This window comes from Citromicrobium sp. JLT1363 (assembly GCF_000186705.1).
Classification (GTDB): Bacteria; Pseudomonadota; Alphaproteobacteria; order Sphingomonadales; family Sphingomonadaceae; genus Alteriqipengyuania.
In genome coordinates, this window is the sequence record NZ_AEUE01000008.1 from 227,678 (window position 1) to 245,421 (window position 17,744).

Here is a 17,744-nt window from a genome sequence, read left to right on the forward strand (position 1 = left end):
GCGCGCGGCCCACCCCGGAAAAGCTCATTTTCAGCAGCTCCGACACACGGGAAAGCGAAGCGTCGTCCGCCTTTACCGTCCAGCGGACGTTCAAGGTGATGGAACAGACCTGGACGGTCGTGTGGACCAGCACCCCGGCGTTCGAGCGCGGCGTTGTGACGCGTGAAGCCAGTCTCGTACTGATTGGGGGCCTGCTGCTCACGCTCATTTTTGCGGGGTTGCTGTTCAGGGGTTCGCGCCGCGAAGCCTATATCGAGTCGCAGGTCGAACAGCGCACCCGCGAACTCGAGGAGACCGTGTCCGCACTGGCGGAGAGCGAGCGGCGGTTCGGCGATCTTGCAGGTCTTTCTCCAGCAGGCATATTCCGAACGGATGCCTATGGGTTCTGCACCTATGTCAACGAAGCGTGGCTCAAGGTGACCGGGCTGAGCGCCTCTCAGGCATTGGGTGCAGGCTGGCTCGATGCGGTCCATCCCGACCTTAGAGAAGACGTGAAGCGGGATTGGCTCGATGCCGTCCAGTCAGGTACGCAGTGGCGCTGCAAGCTGCAGTTCCTGAAGCCGGATGATATTGTCTCATGGGTGGACCTGATCGCCGCCCCGCGGATCGGCGACGACGGCGAAGTGCAAGGCTTCATCGGCGTTGCGATCGATATCACCGAACAGAAGTTGGCGACGGACGCGCTGAAGGAAAGCGAAGGGCGTTTCCAATCGCTGGCGAGCTTTTCGCCAGCAGGTATTTTCCGCACGGACAGCGAGGGAGCCTCCTACTACGTCAATCCCGCATGGTGCGAGATGGCCGGCCTGACAGAGGCAGAAGCGATGGGCACGGGCTGGAGCAGGGCCGTCCACCACGACGATGTGGACGGCCTGCTCCAGCGCTGGACTGCAGCCGTGGATCGAGGGAAGCCATACCGGGGCGAGTTTCGCTGGCTGCATCCGGACGGTTCGATCGTTTGGGTCGATGCCGTCGCGCAGCCCGAATTCGACGATGATGGAAACGTGCGCGGATACATCGGCGTGGTCATCGATGTATCCGATCGCAAGCGCTTCGAAAAGGAGATCGCCGACCGGGACAACCAGCTGGCAATGCTGGCGGAAAATGCCACCGATGCGGTATTTCGCGTCGAGCTGGACGGAACGTGCCTCTATGCGTCACCCTCGGCAAAAGACGTGCTGGGCGTGCCGAGCGAGCACTTGATCGGCACCAACGCACTCGATGGCTTCCACCCGGAAGACCAGGAACGGATGCACACCTTGTTCGACGATCTGCGTTCCGGGCGGATCAAGCAGATTGTCGCTGCCTACAGGTGGCGATCGGCCAAGGAAGACGAATATCGTTGGCTGGAAGCCAATGCGGGGCTCGTCAAAGACCCGCAGAGCGATGAGGCAAAAGAGGTTTCGGTATCTATCCGGGACATTGGCGACCGCAAGAAGATGGAGCTGGACCTGGTCGCTGCCCGCCAGAATGCAGAGACGGCCGCCGCCGCCAAAGCCACTTTCCTTGCGAATATGAGCCACGAGATCCGCACGCCGATGAATGGCGTGGTCGGCTTTACCGAATTGCTGCTCGCCGGAGAGCTGTCGCCCGAACAGCGAGAGAATGCGCAGATCATCGCGGATTCGGGCCGGGCGATGATGCAGATTCTCAACGACATTCTCGATGTTTCCAAGACCGATGCGGGTCAGATGAAGATCGTCCGGGAGCCGATCGACCTGCGCCACAAGCTGCAGTCGTGCATGAGGCTGCTGGAGCCGACCGCCCGCCAGAAGGGGCTCAAGTTCGACCTCCTGATTGATGAGGATGTTCCATCCCGCGTGATGGCGGATCCACTGCGATTGCGGCAGATCCTGACCAATCTGGTCGGTAACGCGATCAAATTCACGGCCAAGGGTGTAGTAAACTGCCGCGTTTCGATGGAGCAGGGGCCGGAAAATCAGGAAACGCTATGCATCGCAGTGGAGGATTCGGGGATCGGCATACCGCCGGACCGGCTGGACGCCATTTTCCGTGAGTTCAGCCAGGCCGATGAATCCACCGCTCGCATATACGGAGGCACCGGCCTCGGCCTGACGATCAGCAACGAGCTTGCGAAGATGATGGACGGCGAATTGCTGGTCAGCAGCGAAGAAGGCCATGGCTCGGTCTTCACCCTGCGGCTCCCGCTTCTGCGGGCGGATGGCGATCGGATCGAACTGGCCAGGACACCGCGCAGCGAACGCGCACTCACTTTCGCCAGGCCGCCTCGCATCCTTGTCGCCGAAGACCATGACATCAACCAGGCCCTCATCATCTCCATGGCCAGCCGCATCGGATTGGCGGTCGACATTGCCGAGAATGGTGAGGAAGTGGTGCGCTTGGTCACCGATGCGCAAGCAGCCAGCAAACCTTACGATCTGATACTGATGGACGTTCAGATGCCCATCATGGATGGTCTGGAGGCCACGCGGACATTGCGGGACGCCGGCATTACCCCGGAAGAACTGCCGATCCTGGCGCAGACCGCCAATGCCTACAGCGACGACGTTGAGCGTTGTCTTGCAGCGGGGATGCAGGGACATCTGGCGAAGCCGATCCGGATGCGCAGCCTGAAGGCCGCGATCAAGGAATGGCTGCCCGTCGATCTCTTCCGCGAGGCAGCGCCCCGTTCGGAGCAGAAGGCTCCGCACAATCCGGAAGAAGCGCTGGTGAAGAGTTATGCGGAGCGGCGCGAGACGACGTTCGAGGCGCTCGACCAACTGGACGCGACCAACCCGCTAGACCGGGGCGAAGTCGAAGCGGTGGCGCAGATGCTGCACAAGCTGGCTGGTACCGCCGGGATGTTCGGCGAGGCAGAACTCGGCGAGGTGGCGCGCGCGCAGGAGCAGGCCATGCTCGATGCCGAAGAAGAGGACATGAGCGCGGTCGTTCGAACGGCGCAGAAAGTATTCGCCAAGTGGAAACTGGTTGAAGCGCCGACCACGCTGTTCAGTGGCGCGGGTGACGCTTCATCGTGAGCGGGTAAAACACCAGATTGATCGGGATTCCGGATAATCGCCGTCGATGCAGACCGGCCCTGATTGTCCAGGATTTATCATCCGTCTTGGCCATGTTTAAACCGCAGGCGGTTACTGTTTACGAGACGCTCACAGAACTGGCGGTGACGCCGCGATTGACAGATGGAGATTGCAGATGGTCAGCGACTGGGCTGATCTTCCACCTGAAGCGCAGATAGAGCTGCTGTCACGCCGCCTCACGCGCGCGGAGAGGGCGCTCGAGGACGCGGAAACGATGCTCGACCAGCGCATGCGCGAGCTCGACCGTGCAAACAGGGATTTGCGCCAGCGCGAAAGTGAGCTTGTCGAACGGCTCGATATCGAGAACCAGAAGCTCTTGAATGCGCAGCGTCTCGCCGAGCTGGCGACCATCTACGTCGAGCACGGTCGCCATTTCACGGCATCTGCGAACTTCGCGGTGCTTCTGGGCTATCCTGAAGGAACGATCATCAGCAAGAAGCGGCTGGGCGAGGCGATCCATCCGCTCGACCGAAAGCGTTTCACAAGCGTTGCACGCAACGCCTTCGCCTCGCTCGAGCCGGACAGGGATCATACCTTCCAGCATCGCATCCTTCGGCCCGACGGAGAGGTGCGCTGGCTCGATTGGCACGTACGGCGCGAGAGCACGCCCGTTGAGGATCAGTTTGTCGTGTTCGCCACCGCGCGCGATGTCACCGAAAGCCGTACCAATGCCCGCCGCGTCCGCGCCCTGCAGTTGCGGGCCGAGCGCCGGGTGAAGGAACTGGACCGGCTCACAGACGCACTTCGTCTGGCGCAGGCGGAGACGGGCAGGGCGCTGGAGAAGAGAAACCGCTTCATTTCCGAGATGGCCCACCGCATTCGCACCCCCATGGGGGGGCTGACCGGCGCAATGGAGCTGCTGGTCCAGCGCTATCCGGGTGACGAACTCGCCAACCGGGGCCTGGATGCCGCGGACAATCTGGCGGCGATTGCCGATCAGCTTATTACGACTGCCGATGAGACTGGCACCAGGCAACGTGAAGATCGGCCAGTGCCCGTCAGCGTTCCGACCACTGAATTCACGGCGCTCCGTACGGCAGATGGCCAAGCGCCAAAGATACTGCTGGCCGAGGATACCGAGAGCAATGCCTTCGTCATCACCCAGCTGGTCGAGATCATGGGAGGGGAGGTCACTGCGGTGACCAACGGACGCGATGCGGTAGATGCCATCCGCAATGGCGACTTCGACGCGGTGCTGATGGATGTGATGATGCCGATCATGACTGGGGAAGAGGCGACGCTCGCCATCAGGGCGCTGCCCGGACCGCAGGCCCGCGTCCCGATCATCGGCATAAGCGCGCACAGCCTGCAGGCGGAAAGGGAAAGCCTGCTGACCGCGGGCATGTCCCAGTGTCTCGTCAAACCGATCAGGCGCGATGCACTCGATGCCGCCTTGCGCGCGGCTCTGTCAGCCGACAGCGCGCAAGCTGGGGAAACGGCGCTGTTCGATATCGAGGTTTTCCTCGAAGCATTCCTGGTCCTGCCCCCATCCTTTCGCGAAAAGATGCTCCATGCGTTCCGCAAGGATCTGAGAAAGAATGGTGAAAAACTGGTCAGCGCAATCCTCGCCAGCGACGATGAACTTACTGACAGGCTTGCCCACAGTCTCAAGGGCATCTGCCTGAACGTTGGCGCTGTCGCGATGGTGACTCAGCTGGGCGAGATCCGCAGCGCACCGGTCGATCAGCGGGAGAGCCTGGTCGACCCTTTGCAGCACACGATCGCCGCAAGCCTTGCGGCTTGCGACGACCTGTATGGTGAGCGTGTCGCGCATGCTCAGTAAGCACCCCGACCGGTAGCGACGGCCGGAACCGTGCGCAGCAGCAGCGACAGATCGGTCAGCAGGCCACGCCGGCGCAGGTATGCGCAATCCATGGCCACCTGGCGCCTGAACGGGATTTCGGCCCGTCCACTGACCTGCCAGATGCAGGTGATGCCCGGCTTGCCGCCCAGTCGGCGCCAGCTCTGCCCGGCGTAGGTCACGACTTCGGATGGCAAGGCAGGGCGCGGGCCGACCAGCGACATCTCACCCGTCAGCACGTTGATGAGCTGCGGCAATTCGTCGATCGAGGTCCGGCGGATGAAGCGCCCGACCTTGGTGATGCGCGGATCGTTCTTCATCTTGAAGCAGGTTCCGTCGCGCTCCGAGTGAGCAAGCAGCGCCGCACGCCGCGCTTCGGCATCGGTGTACATCGAGCGGAACTTGATCATGCTGAAATTGCGTCCGCGCTCACCGATGCGGGTCTGGCGGAAGAACACCGGGCCGCGATCCTCTAGCCTGATCGCCAGCGCGACGGCGAGGAAGACCGGACACAGAGCCACCAGCGCCATCGCGGCGATCGCCATGTCGGTGGCGCGCTTGATGGCTGCAGACGCTTTGTCCATCGCACCGCGACACTCCAGCGCGTGGCGCGCCGCATGCGCCATGAAAACCGCGTTGCCGACGATATAGCGCTTGGCCAGGCGACGCGGCTCCATTGCGAGGCGCCATGCCCATTCGCAGCCGATGGCGCGAACCGCCTTGGGCGCGCGGGGGATGCGGCCCGAGTAGTAATCGAACAGGCCGCCGACGCCGAGGATGACAGGCACTTCGATCCGGTGACGGTTCTCGGCAATCCACTTTTCCTGGAGCGGCACGCCGAAGCCGACGAACAGGATCGAGGCGCCGGAGCGATTGATCCGTTCGATCAGGGCGTCTTCCTGCCCGGCATCGAAATAGCCGTGCCAGGTGCCCGCAATATCGATGCGAGGGAAACTGCGCGCCGCCCATGCTGCGGCACCGTCGGCCACGCCATGGTCGCCACCCAGCAGGAAGATCGCCTGGCCGCTATATTCGGCGAATTCGCAGATGTGCGGAAACAGATCGGTCCCGTTGAGGTTCTCGCCCAGTTCCACGCCCGCCATCCGTGCGGCGAGAGACATGCCGCTGCCATCGGGAAGGATGCGGTCGCTGGCCTCGAGGGCGCGGCGATATCCGGCATCGTTGTAAAGCGTGTTCACGCAATGGGCGTTGACGAAGTTGACGACCGTGCGCTCTCCGCGAGCGGCGCGCGACACGATCTCGCGCGCGGTATTCTCACGGGTGCCTTTGACGAGGGTGTGGCCGAACAGATCGACCGTCGGCTGCGCCTCCGCCGCGTTGATCCGCTGCATGAACGCGGCGAAGTCGTAGGTGGTGAATTCGCTTGTCGGATTATGTCTCATGGAAGCGTTCCTTCTATTGGATGGCTCCCACCCAGCAATTGCCGTGCCAAATCTTGAAAAGTACGCAATTACAGTGAGATAGAAGATACGCATTGGGGCGGCCCCGGTCCCGTTCGATTTCATTTCGCAATTTGCGCGTGCTTGTTTTCGCGGATTGCCACGGGTCGCGTTGCAGAATGCGAAAATGCCCACCTCGCTTGTGGGGGGCGGCATCCTCCGGCTATCGAAAAGCCCAGAAAACAGGGATTGGCACAGTCCTTGAAACAATGCGGTGAACCCATTCGAGGACCCGCATTCAATGTTCGCACGTACCATCTCCAACCGGCTGCCCGCAGGCATCGCGCCGATTGCCAAAGGCCTCGTCGCCTATGGCTCGGCCGAGGCGGCGACCCGGGTCGTGCGCATCCTCGCGATTCTTGTGATTGCGCGGCGCACGTCGCCCGAACTGCTTGGCACGGCGGCGCTGGCGCTGACCTTGTTCGAACTGATCCGCGTGCTCGCAAATGCCGGCATCGGCCAGCGCATCATCGCCGCAAGCGACGAAGAGCTGCCTGCCCTGTGCAATACTGCCGCCCGCCTGTTCTGGGCGGTCTGCCTGGGCGTCGCCAGCATTCAGCTGGGCATTGCAGGCGCGCTGTTCGCGATCTGGGATCTCTCCGAAGCGGCGCTGATGCTGGCGGTGCTCTCGGGCGTCTATGTCTGCATGCCCCCTGCGCTGGTGCAGGTTTTCCTGCTGATGCGCGACGGGCGCCTGACCACGACCGCGCGGATCGGCGCCACGCAGACGATGGCGGACCATTGCCTGACACTGGCGTTGGTGGTCGTGTGGCCAAGCGCATGGGCGATCGTGCTGCCAAAGCTGCTGACCGCGCCATTGTGGACCGTGCTGACGCGCCGCGCCCGTAAATGGTCCGCCAATCCCGCCGCGGGTTACGCCCCGGTGCGCGAGTTCGCGGCCTACGGCCCGGCCATTCTCGGTTCCGAGCTGATCGCCGCGCTGCGCATCCATGCCGACAAGCTGGTTATAGGCGCGCTGCTGGGAAGCGAAGCGCTGGGCCTGTACTACTTCGCCTTCAATGCCGGGCTGGGCATCACCCTGTCCTTCGTTGCGGCCTGCAACACGGTGGTCTTCCCGCTGCTGTGCAAGCAGGCAGGCGATGCGGACCGCGCCCGCCTGTTCCGCCAGTCCTTCGTGCTGGGCCTGGTTCTGCTGGCCCCGGTCGTCGCCGCACAGGCGCTGCTGGCACCGGTCTATGTGCCGCTGGTGTTCGGCGCCGAGTGGATCGACGCTGCCCCCTACATCGCGCTGCTCTCTCTGGCTGCGCTGCCGCTCTACGCCGGTTCGCTGATCGGTGCCTGGCTGCGCGCCCGCCAGCGGCCTTTCGTGGAAACGCGCCTGGCTCTGGCTGCCACCATCACCGGCCTCGCCGGGCTGGCCGCCGGCTCCACCCACTCTCTTGCCGCGGCATGCACTGCCTACGCCGCCGGCCTCGCGCTGGTGATGCTGCCCGCGGCCATCGCGCACCTGTTCGCCTCGACCCTTCAATCCAACCCGACCCCAGGAGAAGCCTGATGCACACCCCCCGTTTTTCCGTAATCATCCCGGTTCACAATGCCGAACGGACCATCGTCGCCGCAGTGCAGAGCGTGCGCGCCCAGTCCTTCAAGGACTTCGAGATCATCCTGATCGACGATGGTTCGAGCGATGACAGCGTGCGCGCAATGCTGCCATTTGCAGGCAACGACCACCGCGTGAGGCTGTTTTCAAAGAACCAGGAAGGCGTTTCGGTCACCCGCAATTTCGGTGCCCAGCTGGCCCGGGGCGAACTGATCGCATTCCTCGATGCGGACGATTGCTGGCGCCCCAACAAGCTGTTGCAGCACGACCGTCTGCACGGGATCTATCAAGGCATTGAGGCAAGCTTCGCCAAGATTGCCTTCCGGTCCGAACGCGAAGACGGCACGCTTGCCGATCCGCTGACCTATTCGACCGTTCAGGTCGATCCGCTTCGCCTGGATGCGGTCCTGTCGGAAAACCCCGTCTGCACCACCTCGAACCTGGTCATCAAGCGCGAGACCTTCCTTGCGATGGGCGGCTTCCAGGACGGCATGAACCACGCCGAGGACCAGGAGTTTTTGGCACGTTTCGTGGATCAAGGGCGCAAGATCGCCGGCATCGACCAGTGCCTGGTGGATTACCGCCTCAGCCCGGACGGCCTTTCCTGCGACTACGAGGCCATGCTTGCAGGCTGGCGGGAGCTCGCAGCCAAATATGAAGGCCGCTTCGACATGCGCCGGAGCGAAGCAATCTACTGCCGCTACCTCGCTCGCCGCATCCTGCGCGCAGGCGGGCCCGCACCGCTCGCCCGGCAGATGGCCTTCGATGGCCTGCGTGCCGATTACCGCGGCTTCTTTTCCGACACGCGCCGCGGCGGCCTCACGCTTGGCGCGGCGATCGGAAGCAGCCTGCTTCCGCAGGCCGTGCGCACCAGCGTTTTTGCCTGATTTCAAGACTTTCAAAGGGGACTTCCAATGACCAATCCGAAAATGTCCATCGTGATGCCCGTCTACAATGTTCAGGACTATGTGGCCGAAGCGATCCAGTCGGTTCTGGCCCAGACCTTCACCGATTTCGAACTGATCATCGTCGACGATGGCGGACAGGACGGCTCGATGGAGATCGTGCACAGCTTCTATGACGAGCGTATTCGGATCGTCACGCAGGCCAACCGTGGTCTGGCCGGTGCTCGAAACAGCGGGATTGCAGCGGCGCGCGCGCCCTATATCGCACTGCTCGATTCCGACGATCGCTGGCACCCCGAGAAGCTGCGACTGCACTACGTGCATCTGGAAGCGGACAAGTCGATCGGCGTCAGCTTTTCGGGGTCGCGGATGATCGATCAGGTCGGCAACGAGCTGGCGGTGGCGATGCGCCCCAAGCTGACCGGCATTCGCCCTCAGGATATCCTGCGCCGCAACCCGGTCGGCAATGGCAGCGCCGCAGTGCTGCGCCGTTCGGCCATCGACGCCGCAATGTTCACCCACCCGGAGGAATCCTGGCGCAAATGCTGGTTCGACGAGAGTTTCCGCCAGTCGGAAGACATCGAATTGTGGGTACGCCTGTCGGCAGCGCACGGGGTGCGTTTCGAAGGGATCGCGGGCGAACTGACCGAATACCGCATCGTCGGCGGCGCGCTTTCGGCAAACATCGTGAAGCAGTATCTCAGCTGGACCGAAATGCTGGACAAAGCCATGCGCTATGCGCCCGATCTGGTTGCGAAACATGGCGTAGCGGCACGGGCCTACCAACTGCGATATCTTGCTCGCCGTGCGGTCCAGCTCGGCAATGCAGAACTGGCCGCCGACCTGTTCGCCCAGGCCGTCCGCCTCGAGCCGCGCATGCTCGTGGCAGAACCGCGCAAGAGCGCGACCACGGCCGGTGCCGTCGTGGCGGCGAAGGTCCTGGGCCCGCAACGCTTCCGCGCGATCTCGCAGCACTATCTCAAGCAGGCTGCGGCATGATCGACGTTGTTCACCTGCTCGACGATTTCGCCTTTGGCGGCGTGTCCCGGGCGCTCACCGTGTTCGAGCGCCCGGAATTGACCGGGCATGCCCGGTCGCGGACCGTGGCCATCGAACAGGACCGGCTGGCCCCCGTATTCGATGCGGATCTTGTGGTGACGCATGTCCCGCCCTGCTGGTCGCGGCTTGGGTACCTCCTGTCGCTGCGCATGCGCAATCGGTCTGCCCGTCTCGTCCATGTCGAGCACAGCTATACCGAGGGTTTCGTGCGCGAACGCGTCCAGGCTCCGGTCAGGTTCATGACACTGCTGCGGCTCGCATATTCCCTGTACGACGAGATCATCTGCGTTTCGCAGGCGCAGTGTCGCTGGCTTGCCCATGACGTCGGCATTTCAACCCACAAGCTGCGCGTCATCCACCCGTGGTGCGGGCGTGAGGAATTGTTCTCGCTTCCTGGCATCCCCCAGGCGAGGAAGGGCCCCCTGCGCCTCGTCGCCTATGGTCGTTTCGCGGGGGAGAAGAACTTCGCGGCGCTCATCAAGGCAATATCGCTTCTCCCGCAGGGCGAGATCGATCTCCAGCTGATCGGTGAAGGCCCGGAAATGGCCGCCATGCGCGAAGCGGCGGGCGAGAATCCCCACATTCACTTCCGCGGTCGGATCGACGATCCCGCTACGTTCCTTGACGATTGCCATGCCGTGATCGTGCCGTCCCGGCATGAGGCTTTCGGTCTGGTGGCGACCGAAGCGCGGATGGCGGCGCGGCCCATTCTGGTCGCCGATGTGGACGGGTTGCCCGAACAGGTCGGCGCGGCCGGCCTGGCGCGCCCCATGCGTACACCGCAGGAAATCGCCGCGGCCATCGACGAGTTCGCCCAGCTGCCGCTCCCCGAGCTGGGCCATGCGGGGCGCTTCGAGGTGTCGGGTCTCCCGGATGCGATCCTGGCCGGATGGCTGGAAGTCTTCGCCGCCGCTGGCAGTGAGACGGCAGGCGAAGTGCATGCCCCCTTCTGGAGAATGGCCGCCTGAAGCGAGCCTGCCCCCCATCAGGGCTCGCTTGGGCCGCCCCGCTGCATCTGGCAGCGGGGCGGCCCTTTGCTTTTTGGGGCAGAGAAAATCGGCACGTTCGACCCAAGGGAACTGCCTGTGCACCCTTACCTTGATTATGGGGGCAGGTGCTAATCTGCGAGTGTTGGATGATGGAGAGGCGCGCATACGATCGACTGATGCACATACGGTGCGCTGACCTGGGCTTTTGCGGATGCATCAAGCACGAACGACCGATGCACGTCGATCTGCTGATCCCGCCCGAAGGCCCGGTGACAGCGGACCAGTTCGTCGAGTGGGCTTTCCTCGCGGATGATATGAACCCCAATAGCGAAGCGGAACGCTGGCAGCCCCACAAGGCCGCCATCCGAACCGCTTTTGTCGAGTGCATGGGGGCGGACACCGTCGATGCCTCCCGCCTGCGGTGGAGTCGCGAGCGAGAAGAGCAGAGCGGGGCGGATGAAAGCGGCGAGGGCTGCTAGCCCGGAGCCCTCCCCGCGTCAGGCGTCTTCCCGCTCTGGCCTGGCACCGCCGCCGGGTTTAGCCAGCACCTTGCCCACCAGAACCAGTGCGGGCCAGAACAGATAGGCGAGGATCTCGAGGTTCTCGCCGAAGCTGTAGAGCACCAGAACCAGCACCATCGACAGCGCGACCCGCTCGGCGCTGCCCTGCCGCGCCCGCCATGCGAGCACCAGCAGCGTGCTGAACAGCGGCACCGCCAGGGCAATCGCGCCGGTCAGTCCCTTGACGAACAGCAGGCCGTACCAGCTGTGATGGCTGCCGATGGGCATGTATTCGACCAGATGCGGCCCGTTCTCGACGATCCCGTGGCCGAACCAGTATGCTTCGCCCTGCCAGCGTTCGATTGCAATGCGCCCCAGGGCTGCGCGCACCCGGCTGGAATCGGCTCGCGCGGCGGAGAAATCGTTCATCAGCGCCTCGACGATCTCGATCAGCGCGGGCCCGAATATCCCCAGCAACACCATGGCGGGAGCGGCGAGATACCACATCCACGCGCGGTCCATCCGGCCCAGGCCCCACACGACAGGAGCGATCACCGCCAGCGCGACCAGAGCCAGCCTCGATTGCGAAAGGATTGCCAGCACAAGCCCGGCGATGATGCCGACCGTGCGCCAGCCCACGTGCTTGTCGCGCGCGGCAAGCAGGACGAAGATCACCGCGACCATGCCGGCCGCCGGGGACCACGGAGCGAAGAACTGCCAGCGCGGCGTGCCGGCGCCCGGCTCGATCGTATAGAGCGTGGTGGCGAAGTATTCCGGACCCGGGCCGCCGACGGCCTTGAGCGGAGAGACCCACAGGGTCTCGGGCAGTCCGATGAAGGGCGCCAGCACGAACAGCGGCAGCAGCATCAGCGTCTGCGCGCCGAGCTTGCAGACCGCGCGATAGATGACCTCCTCGCGCACCTGCAGCAACGCGCCTGCCAGCGGGAACAGCGCGATCAGCGCCCAGCCCTTGGCCCAGCCGATCGAGGATTTGATCGTCTTTCCCGTGCCCAGATCGAAGTTCGCGTGGCCCGCCCAGAGGATCAGCAGCATCGCGGCCATTCCCAGCAGCCACAGCCAGATCGTCAGCGGCAGGTTGGCGAAACGCTCGCTCACCCTCCGGTCGACATAGGCCAGCCAGCACGCCATCAGCGCGAGCGTCCAGCCGATCACCGGCCCGGCGATATACAGTCCACCCACCAGCCAGAGCAGCCAGGTGGACTGTATCGCGACCGAGATCAGGCGTTCGGCAGGAGTTTGCGGATGATCGGTTGACGCAGCCACAGCAGCAGGAACCCAAAGAGGACAAAGATACTGGCACCAAGGGCACCGGCGAGGGCGATGATCGGCGACGGGGCCGAGCGACCGCGCGGAAGCGAGGGCACTTCCAGCGTCTGGACCAGCGGGTAGGACGCGAACGGGTCCGCCTTGTTGGTATCGAGCCGGGCCAGGGCCGAGCTGAACACTGCCTCGGCAACGCGCAGATCGCGCACCAACCCGGCAAGCTCGGACGCCTGGGCGACAAGCTCGTCACTCCGGCCCGATTCCTGGCTGATCTGGCGGCGAAGCTCCGCCAGGGCGGCCTGATTGCCCGCATGCATGCTGTCGCGATTGGTCAGCGTTTCGAACAGCCGTTCGCGCGTGTCGGACACGGCGAGATCGGAAAAGGCGAGCACATCCTTGTTGCTGGCGCCGGTCAGGCGCGCACCACGGCGCGCCAGCGCTTCGCGCAGTTCAGAGCGTTCTGCGCCGAGCTTTTCCATTGCGCCATGGGCCGAACCGAGCGTGCCGCCCCGCTGCGTCTCTTCGCCGACCGTCGCGGCGTAGCGCGTGAGCAACTGCGAGAAGACGGGATCCGCCTTCAGCTGCATCGCCAGCCGCGCCTGCGGAATGCTGATCTGCAAGGAAGACGCCAGGCGACCGGCGGTGCCACCGCTTTCCGCCACGAGCACACGGCGGTCGCGCTCGGCGGCCTTCATCTGGTCGAGACTGGAGACCCGCCCGGCAAACTGGTCGAGCGAGACGAGCCCGGTTTCGCCCTGGAACTGCAGCAGCGCCGCCTGAGCGGCATCGACCTTGTGTTCCAGTTCGGCGATCCTGCGTGCGTCTGCCTTTTCGCGCGTCGCCGCCTCGTCCTTACGCAGGGTGTCGAGCGCGGCCATGAAGGCAGCCTGCACGTTCTCCATCCGGGCGCGCGCCTGCTCGGGCGAGGTGCCGGGAATGGTCAGTTCAATGAGGTTGGTCTGGTCGATCAGCTTGACCTGCGGCGCGGGAAAGGCGTCTTCGTCCTCGCCCGACCGATGGGCCGCGTCGCGCAACACGATGTCGGACGTGATCAGCCGCTTGTAGTTTTCCGTCGGGCTCAGCGTGGTGCTGGAGAAAGCGGAGGCCGAGGTGGACGTTGCCTGGCCGATCGACTCCAGATTGACCGAGCCGCCCACGCCCGAACCGGGGAGGATCAGCGTCATCCGGCTGTCGTATCGGTCGGGCACCAGCGCCAGATAGGCGATGGTGACGATCCAGATCGCCGCCAAGGGGATCGCCATGGTGACGATGTAGCGGCGATAGCGGCCCACCGCAGGCATGCCGTCGCGAACGAAGGCCCATACCCTCAGCAGCCAGCGCGGCGCCGGTTTGTAATAGGGATCGGTGCGGTCCATCAGTCGGCTCCGCTGAGCAGGATGGCCGGGGTCACACTGCCCGCAGCATTGCCGATCGAACCGATCACTTCGTTCAGGTTCGACAGGCGGCTGTCATAGCAGGCGATCGCATCGCTGGGCATCAGCAGCGGATTGGCCGCATCGCGCCCTGCACCGCGCACCAGCTTTTCGATGTCGCGCTCCACCACGATGCTCTGCCCGTTCAGCGGATTGCGCGAGATCAGCACCGCGCGCCGATCCGACTGCATGTAGGACCCGCCGACGCAGTTCATGGCGACCAGCGCCTGCAGCAGCCGCGTGCCGTAGGGCAGGGAGGTGGTATCCGACCCGACGCCGGCGCCCGCATTGTTGTTGGCACCCTTGGTTAGGTTGGACATGAAGACCTTGATCCCCGGAGGCGTCAGCGGGGTGGGGCGGGCCAGTGCGGGATCGAAACAGCCGCGGCTCGGCACGATCACCCGGTCGCCTGCGGCAATCGCGACGTCGTTCGCGGTCCAGCCACGCGCCAGGCCGGAGAGGTCCAGCTCGATATAGGCATCGCCGCGAATGAGGTAGATGCGCTGCACGTCCGCATCGGGGCGAACCCCGCCCGCTGCCCGGATCGCGGTGGCCACGCTGCGCGACACGTTGTCGTCGCCGCGCACGTCGCCTTCCTTCAGGCCGATCCGGCTTTCCGGGGTCCGTTCCCCGGCGCGCACCGCGCCTTCCATGAACACCGCGCCCGATACCGCGACGGGCACGCCCGCCGCCTCGATCAGCGAGAGCGACACGGCATTGCGCAGCGGCCGGACCACACCCGATCGCACGAGTTCCGCGCGGATCGCCTGCTCGGCTTCGGTGATCGAGCGGCCTGCCAGCATCAGCGGCCGGTGGCCGGGCACCACGATCGTGCCGTTGCTTTCGATCACGTATGTGCCGCCAAGCTCGTCCTCGTCGCCCAGCAGGCTCAGCGTCAGTCGATCACCCGGAGACAGGGGCGCGGTGCGCGCGAGGAATTCCTCCGGCCGCGCACGGCGCAGCGTGTCGAGTTCGCGTGGCGCGCGCCAGTCGCAGGTCGGCGCACCGCGCGCGGCCGGCGAGGCCATGACCCAATCGCCTTCGGGATGACCACTGGTGCGAGCCAGGTCCTGGCCAGGCAGCCAGGCGGAGCCGGAGATGTTGGCCGGGGCAGGGCCCGATACGCAGGCACCCACCGAAGCCGCCATTGCAAGAACGGAAATGCGGCGATTGAAATTGAAAGACATCGAACCTGACCCTCTGGATTGCATTTGGGCCAGGTGTTTCAAGGAGCGTGCCAGATGGCGCGCATGGCGGTTTTCGGGCGTTCGGCGCCGCCGAAGTCTTCGGCTTCGCATTTTGCGAAGGGCTATCTTCGCATTTTGCAAAGGTATTTCGCATTATGCTTCGGCCAATGGCCCGGATTTACGCTTTTCCGCCGCTCGAAACCGGCACGCATCTTGCTCCTGTGAATGCGTCCGCGCGCAAGCGCTCTCCGTTGAGACAGGAGCTTCTTTTGAAAGGCCTTATATTTTCAGAACTCATCCGCTTCATGGAAGAGGAGCAAAGTCCGCTATTCGTGGAGCAGGTTATCGCCGCGGCGGATCTGCCGAACGATGCCGCCTTTTCGCGCATCGGCGTCTATCCCACAGCGCACGCCCTGCTCCTCGTGGGGGAGGCGTCGAAGCTGTCGGGCGTTCCGGTCGCTGCCTTGTGCGAGGCTTTCGGCTGCTACCTGTTCGGGCGCTTCACGATCCTCTATCCCGAGATCATGTCGTCCTACTCCACTGCCGAGAGCCTGCTCGAACATGTGCGCGGCCATATCCACGAGGATGTGAAGGTGCTCTATCCGGACGCGACCCCGCCCGAAGTGACGACCGAGACGCGCGACGGGCAGTGCATCGTCGAATATCGTTCGCACCGTCCGCTGGCGCATATTGCTTGCGGCCTCATCCGGGGATGTCTCGAACACTTCGGCGACGAGCGAAAGATCGAATGGGTCAACTGTAGCGAGAGCGGCGATGCCGCCACATTCAGGATTGCGGCATAATGGCAAACTCCGTTCTGATCGTCGAAGACAGCGCCTCCATCGCGCTCGGATACGCGGCGCAGCTGCAAAGTGCCGGACACAAGGTCGATGTCAGCGAGACACTGGCCGACGCACAGGCGGCCCTGAAGAGGAGCGATTTCGACGTCGTCCTGCTGGACCTGCAATTGCCCGACGGCAATGGAATGGACCTGATGAAGGCCGGTTCGTCGGGCGACAAACCGGCGCCTGCGTTCATCATCGTCACCGCAGATGGCTCTCTTGCCCGCGCGATCGACGCGATGCGGCTGGGCGCGTATGATTTCCTGGTCAAGCCGGTGGCGGGCGAGCGATTGCTGACCACGGTGCGCAACGCCGCCGAACGGGGCCGGCCCGCGCGCAAGGCACAGCCGCCCAAGCCTGCGGACACCGCAAACGGGTATCATGGCTTCATCGGCAAATCGCCTGCCATGCAGCAGGTCTACGACGCGATCGAGAATATCGCGAGTTCCAAGGCGACAGTCTTCGTCACCGGCGAGAGCGGCACGGGCAAGGAGGTGACTGCCGAAGCGATCCATGCCGCAGGCGCGCGCAGCAATGGCCCCTTCGTGGCGATCAACTGCGGCGCCATTCCCGAGAGCCTGCTGGAGTCCGAGCTGTTCGGCCATGTGAAAGGTGCCTTCACCGGCGCGGTCGAAAACCGGATCGGCGCTGCCAAGGCGGCTGATGGCGGCACGCTGTTTCTCGATGAAATCTGCGAAATGGAGCTGAAGCTGCAGGTCAAGCTGCTGCGTTTCCTGCAGACCGCGACCGTCCAGCCGGTCGGGTCGAGCAAGGTCGAACCGGTCGATGTGCGGATCGTGTGTGCCACCAATCGGGATCCGATTGCGGAAGTGGCAGCGGGGCGGTTCCGCGAGGATCTGTTCTATCGCCTGAATGTCATCCCGCTCGAACTCCCGCCGCTGCGCGCGCGCGGAACGGACGTGCAACTGATCGCGGAGCAATTCATGGCGCGCTTCGGCAAGGAAGAGGGGCGCGAGATGACCGCGTTGAGCGAGGAAAGCCGCGCCGCGCTGTACGAACATCCATGGCCCGGTAATGTCCGCGAGCTGCAGAACACCGTCCGCCGCGCTGTGGTCGTCGGGTCGGGTCCGACTCTGGAACTCGCATTGCAGCGGCATCCCGGCACACCCGCCCAGCAGGCGGGCTCCGCCAGCCATGCCCAACCGGATGCGAGCACGCCGACCCCGCTCGGCGCGGAGCAACAACCTGCGCGGCAGGACGTGTGGGAAGGGATGACGCTGGATCAGATTGAGCGCATGGCGATTCACGCAGCGATCAAGCGATGCGATGGGAATGTCACCAAGGCGGCGAAGGCGCTCGATGTCAGCCCCTCCACCCTCTATCGCAAGCTGGAAAAGTGGGGGGCAGCTGTCAATTGAGCGGTCATGGCTTGGCGATAATGCCCCGGATGGCCGCCAACCGGCTTCGCCAATCTCGCGGGTGAGCGCCTGCTTGCAGGGGAAACCGCCAGAGTTCTGGCGGTAATGACTGCCGGTCTTTCCCAGGTTTTCTATGGACCACCTTTGCGGTCCGCATAAGCCACGGAAAAGATGGTGGGCGCGGCAAGGATTGAACTTGCGACCCCACCCGTGTGAAGGGTGTGCTCTACCACTGAGCTACGCGCCCGGCTCACCGTTACCGATAATCGCATGGGCCGAAAAAGGCAT

At 64.1% G+C, this 17,744-nt stretch carries 13 protein-coding genes and 1 tRNA gene; 9 read left to right on the plus strand and 5 right to left on the minus strand.

Annotation, left to right across the window (positions count from 1 at the left end; all coding sequences use genetic code 11):
- The first annotated feature begins 98 nt into the window (after window positions 1-98).
- Window positions 99-2,996, plus strand: a complete 2,898-nt coding sequence (locus ADAD_RS16050; protein ID WP_010414859.1) for a PAS domain-containing hybrid sensor histidine kinase/response regulator — start codon at window positions 99-101, stop codon at window positions 2,994-2,996.
- A gap of 175 nt (window positions 2,997-3,171) precedes the next feature.
- Window positions 3,172-4,839 carry a response regulator gene (locus tag ADAD_RS0113685; protein ID WP_010414860.1) on the plus strand — a complete coding sequence of 556 codons (1,668 nt, stop codon included), beginning with the start codon at window positions 3,172-3,174 and terminating at the stop codon, window positions 4,837-4,839.
- Here ADAD_RS0113685 and ADAD_RS0113690 read toward each other — a convergent pair.
- On the minus strand, window positions 4,833-6,260 hold the full coding sequence (locus ADAD_RS0113690) for a WecB/TagA/CpsF family glycosyltransferase (protein ID WP_010414862.1): 1,428 nt from the start codon (window positions 6,258-6,260) through the stop codon (window positions 4,833-4,835). The genes ADAD_RS0113685 and ADAD_RS0113690 overlap by 7 nt on opposite strands.
- Before the next feature lie 298 nt (window positions 6,261-6,558).
- On the opposite strand from ADAD_RS0113690, the gene ADAD_RS0113695 reads away from it, so the two are divergent.
- From ADAD_RS0113695 to ADAD_RS0113725, 5 genes are all read left to right on the plus strand, one after another.
- A complete protein-coding gene (locus ADAD_RS0113695; RefSeq protein WP_010414865.1) occupies window positions 6,559-7,833 on the plus strand; it encodes an oligosaccharide flippase family protein in 1,275 nt (424 codons plus the stop codon).
- Window positions 7,833-8,765, plus strand: a complete 933-nt coding sequence (locus ADAD_RS0113700; RefSeq protein WP_010414867.1) for a glycosyltransferase family 2 protein — start codon at window positions 7,833-7,835, stop codon at window positions 8,763-8,765. Before ADAD_RS0113695 ends, ADAD_RS0113700 begins: the two co-directional genes overlap by 1 nt.
- Before the next feature lie 27 nt (window positions 8,766-8,792).
- On the plus strand, window positions 8,793-9,782 hold the full coding sequence (locus ADAD_RS0113705) for a glycosyltransferase family 2 protein (RefSeq protein WP_010414869.1): 990 nt from the start codon (window positions 8,793-8,795) through the stop codon (window positions 9,780-9,782).
- A complete protein-coding gene (locus ADAD_RS16055) occupies window positions 9,779-10,810 on the plus strand; it encodes a glycosyltransferase family 4 protein (protein ID WP_010414871.1) in 1,032 nt (343 codons plus the stop codon). The genes ADAD_RS0113705 and ADAD_RS16055 overlap by 4 nt, the downstream gene beginning before the upstream one ends.
- A 197-nt stretch (window positions 10,811-11,007) precedes the next feature.
- Window positions 11,008-11,310, plus strand: coding sequence for a hypothetical protein (locus ADAD_RS0113725; RefSeq protein WP_158005195.1), 303 nt, complete (start codon window positions 11,008-11,010; stop codon window positions 11,308-11,310).
- 18 nt (window positions 11,311-11,328) lie between these two features.
- Here ADAD_RS0113725 and ADAD_RS0113730 read toward each other — a convergent pair whose 3' ends face one another.
- From ADAD_RS0113730 to ADAD_RS0113740, 3 genes are read right to left on the minus strand one after another with little or no spacing between them, the layout of a single operon-like run.
- Window positions 11,329-12,615: a membrane protein gene (locus ADAD_RS0113730; RefSeq protein WP_010414875.1), complete on the minus strand. Its 1,287-nt coding sequence runs from the start codon at window positions 12,613-12,615 to the stop codon at window positions 11,329-11,331.
- Window positions 12,570-13,991, minus strand: coding sequence for a GumC family protein (locus tag ADAD_RS0113735; RefSeq protein WP_010414878.1), 1,422 nt, complete (start codon window positions 13,989-13,991; stop codon window positions 12,570-12,572). The genes ADAD_RS0113730 and ADAD_RS0113735 overlap by 46 nt, the downstream gene beginning before the upstream one ends.
- Entirely contained in the window at window positions 13,991-15,235 is a 1,245-nt protein-coding gene (locus ADAD_RS0113740) for a polysaccharide biosynthesis/export family protein (protein ID WP_010414882.1), read from the minus strand. The genes ADAD_RS0113735 and ADAD_RS0113740 overlap by 1 nt, the downstream gene beginning before the upstream one ends.
- 47 nt (window positions 15,236-15,282) lie before the next feature.
- On the opposite strand from ADAD_RS0113740, the gene ADAD_RS0113745 reads away from it, so the two are divergent.
- Both ADAD_RS0113745 and ADAD_RS0113750 read left to right on the plus strand, forming a co-directional pair.
- The gene (locus tag ADAD_RS0113745; protein WP_237700832.1) at window positions 15,283-16,038 is read left to right on the plus strand and encodes a heme NO-binding domain-containing protein; all 756 of its coding nucleotides are present in this window, start codon (window positions 15,283-15,285) and stop codon (window positions 16,036-16,038) included.
- The gene (locus tag ADAD_RS0113750; RefSeq protein WP_010414887.1) at window positions 16,038-17,456 is read left to right on the plus strand and encodes a sigma-54-dependent transcriptional regulator; all 1,419 of its coding nucleotides are present in this window, start codon (window positions 16,038-16,040) and stop codon (window positions 17,454-17,456) included. The genes ADAD_RS0113745 and ADAD_RS0113750 overlap by 1 nt, the downstream gene beginning before the upstream one ends.
- Before the next feature lie 172 nt (window positions 17,457-17,628).
- Here ADAD_RS0113750 and ADAD_RS0113755 read toward each other — a convergent pair.
- Window positions 17,629-17,703: transfer RNA gene (locus ADAD_RS0113755), tRNA-Val, on the minus strand.
- Between the last annotated feature and the right edge of the window lie 41 nt (window positions 17,704-17,744).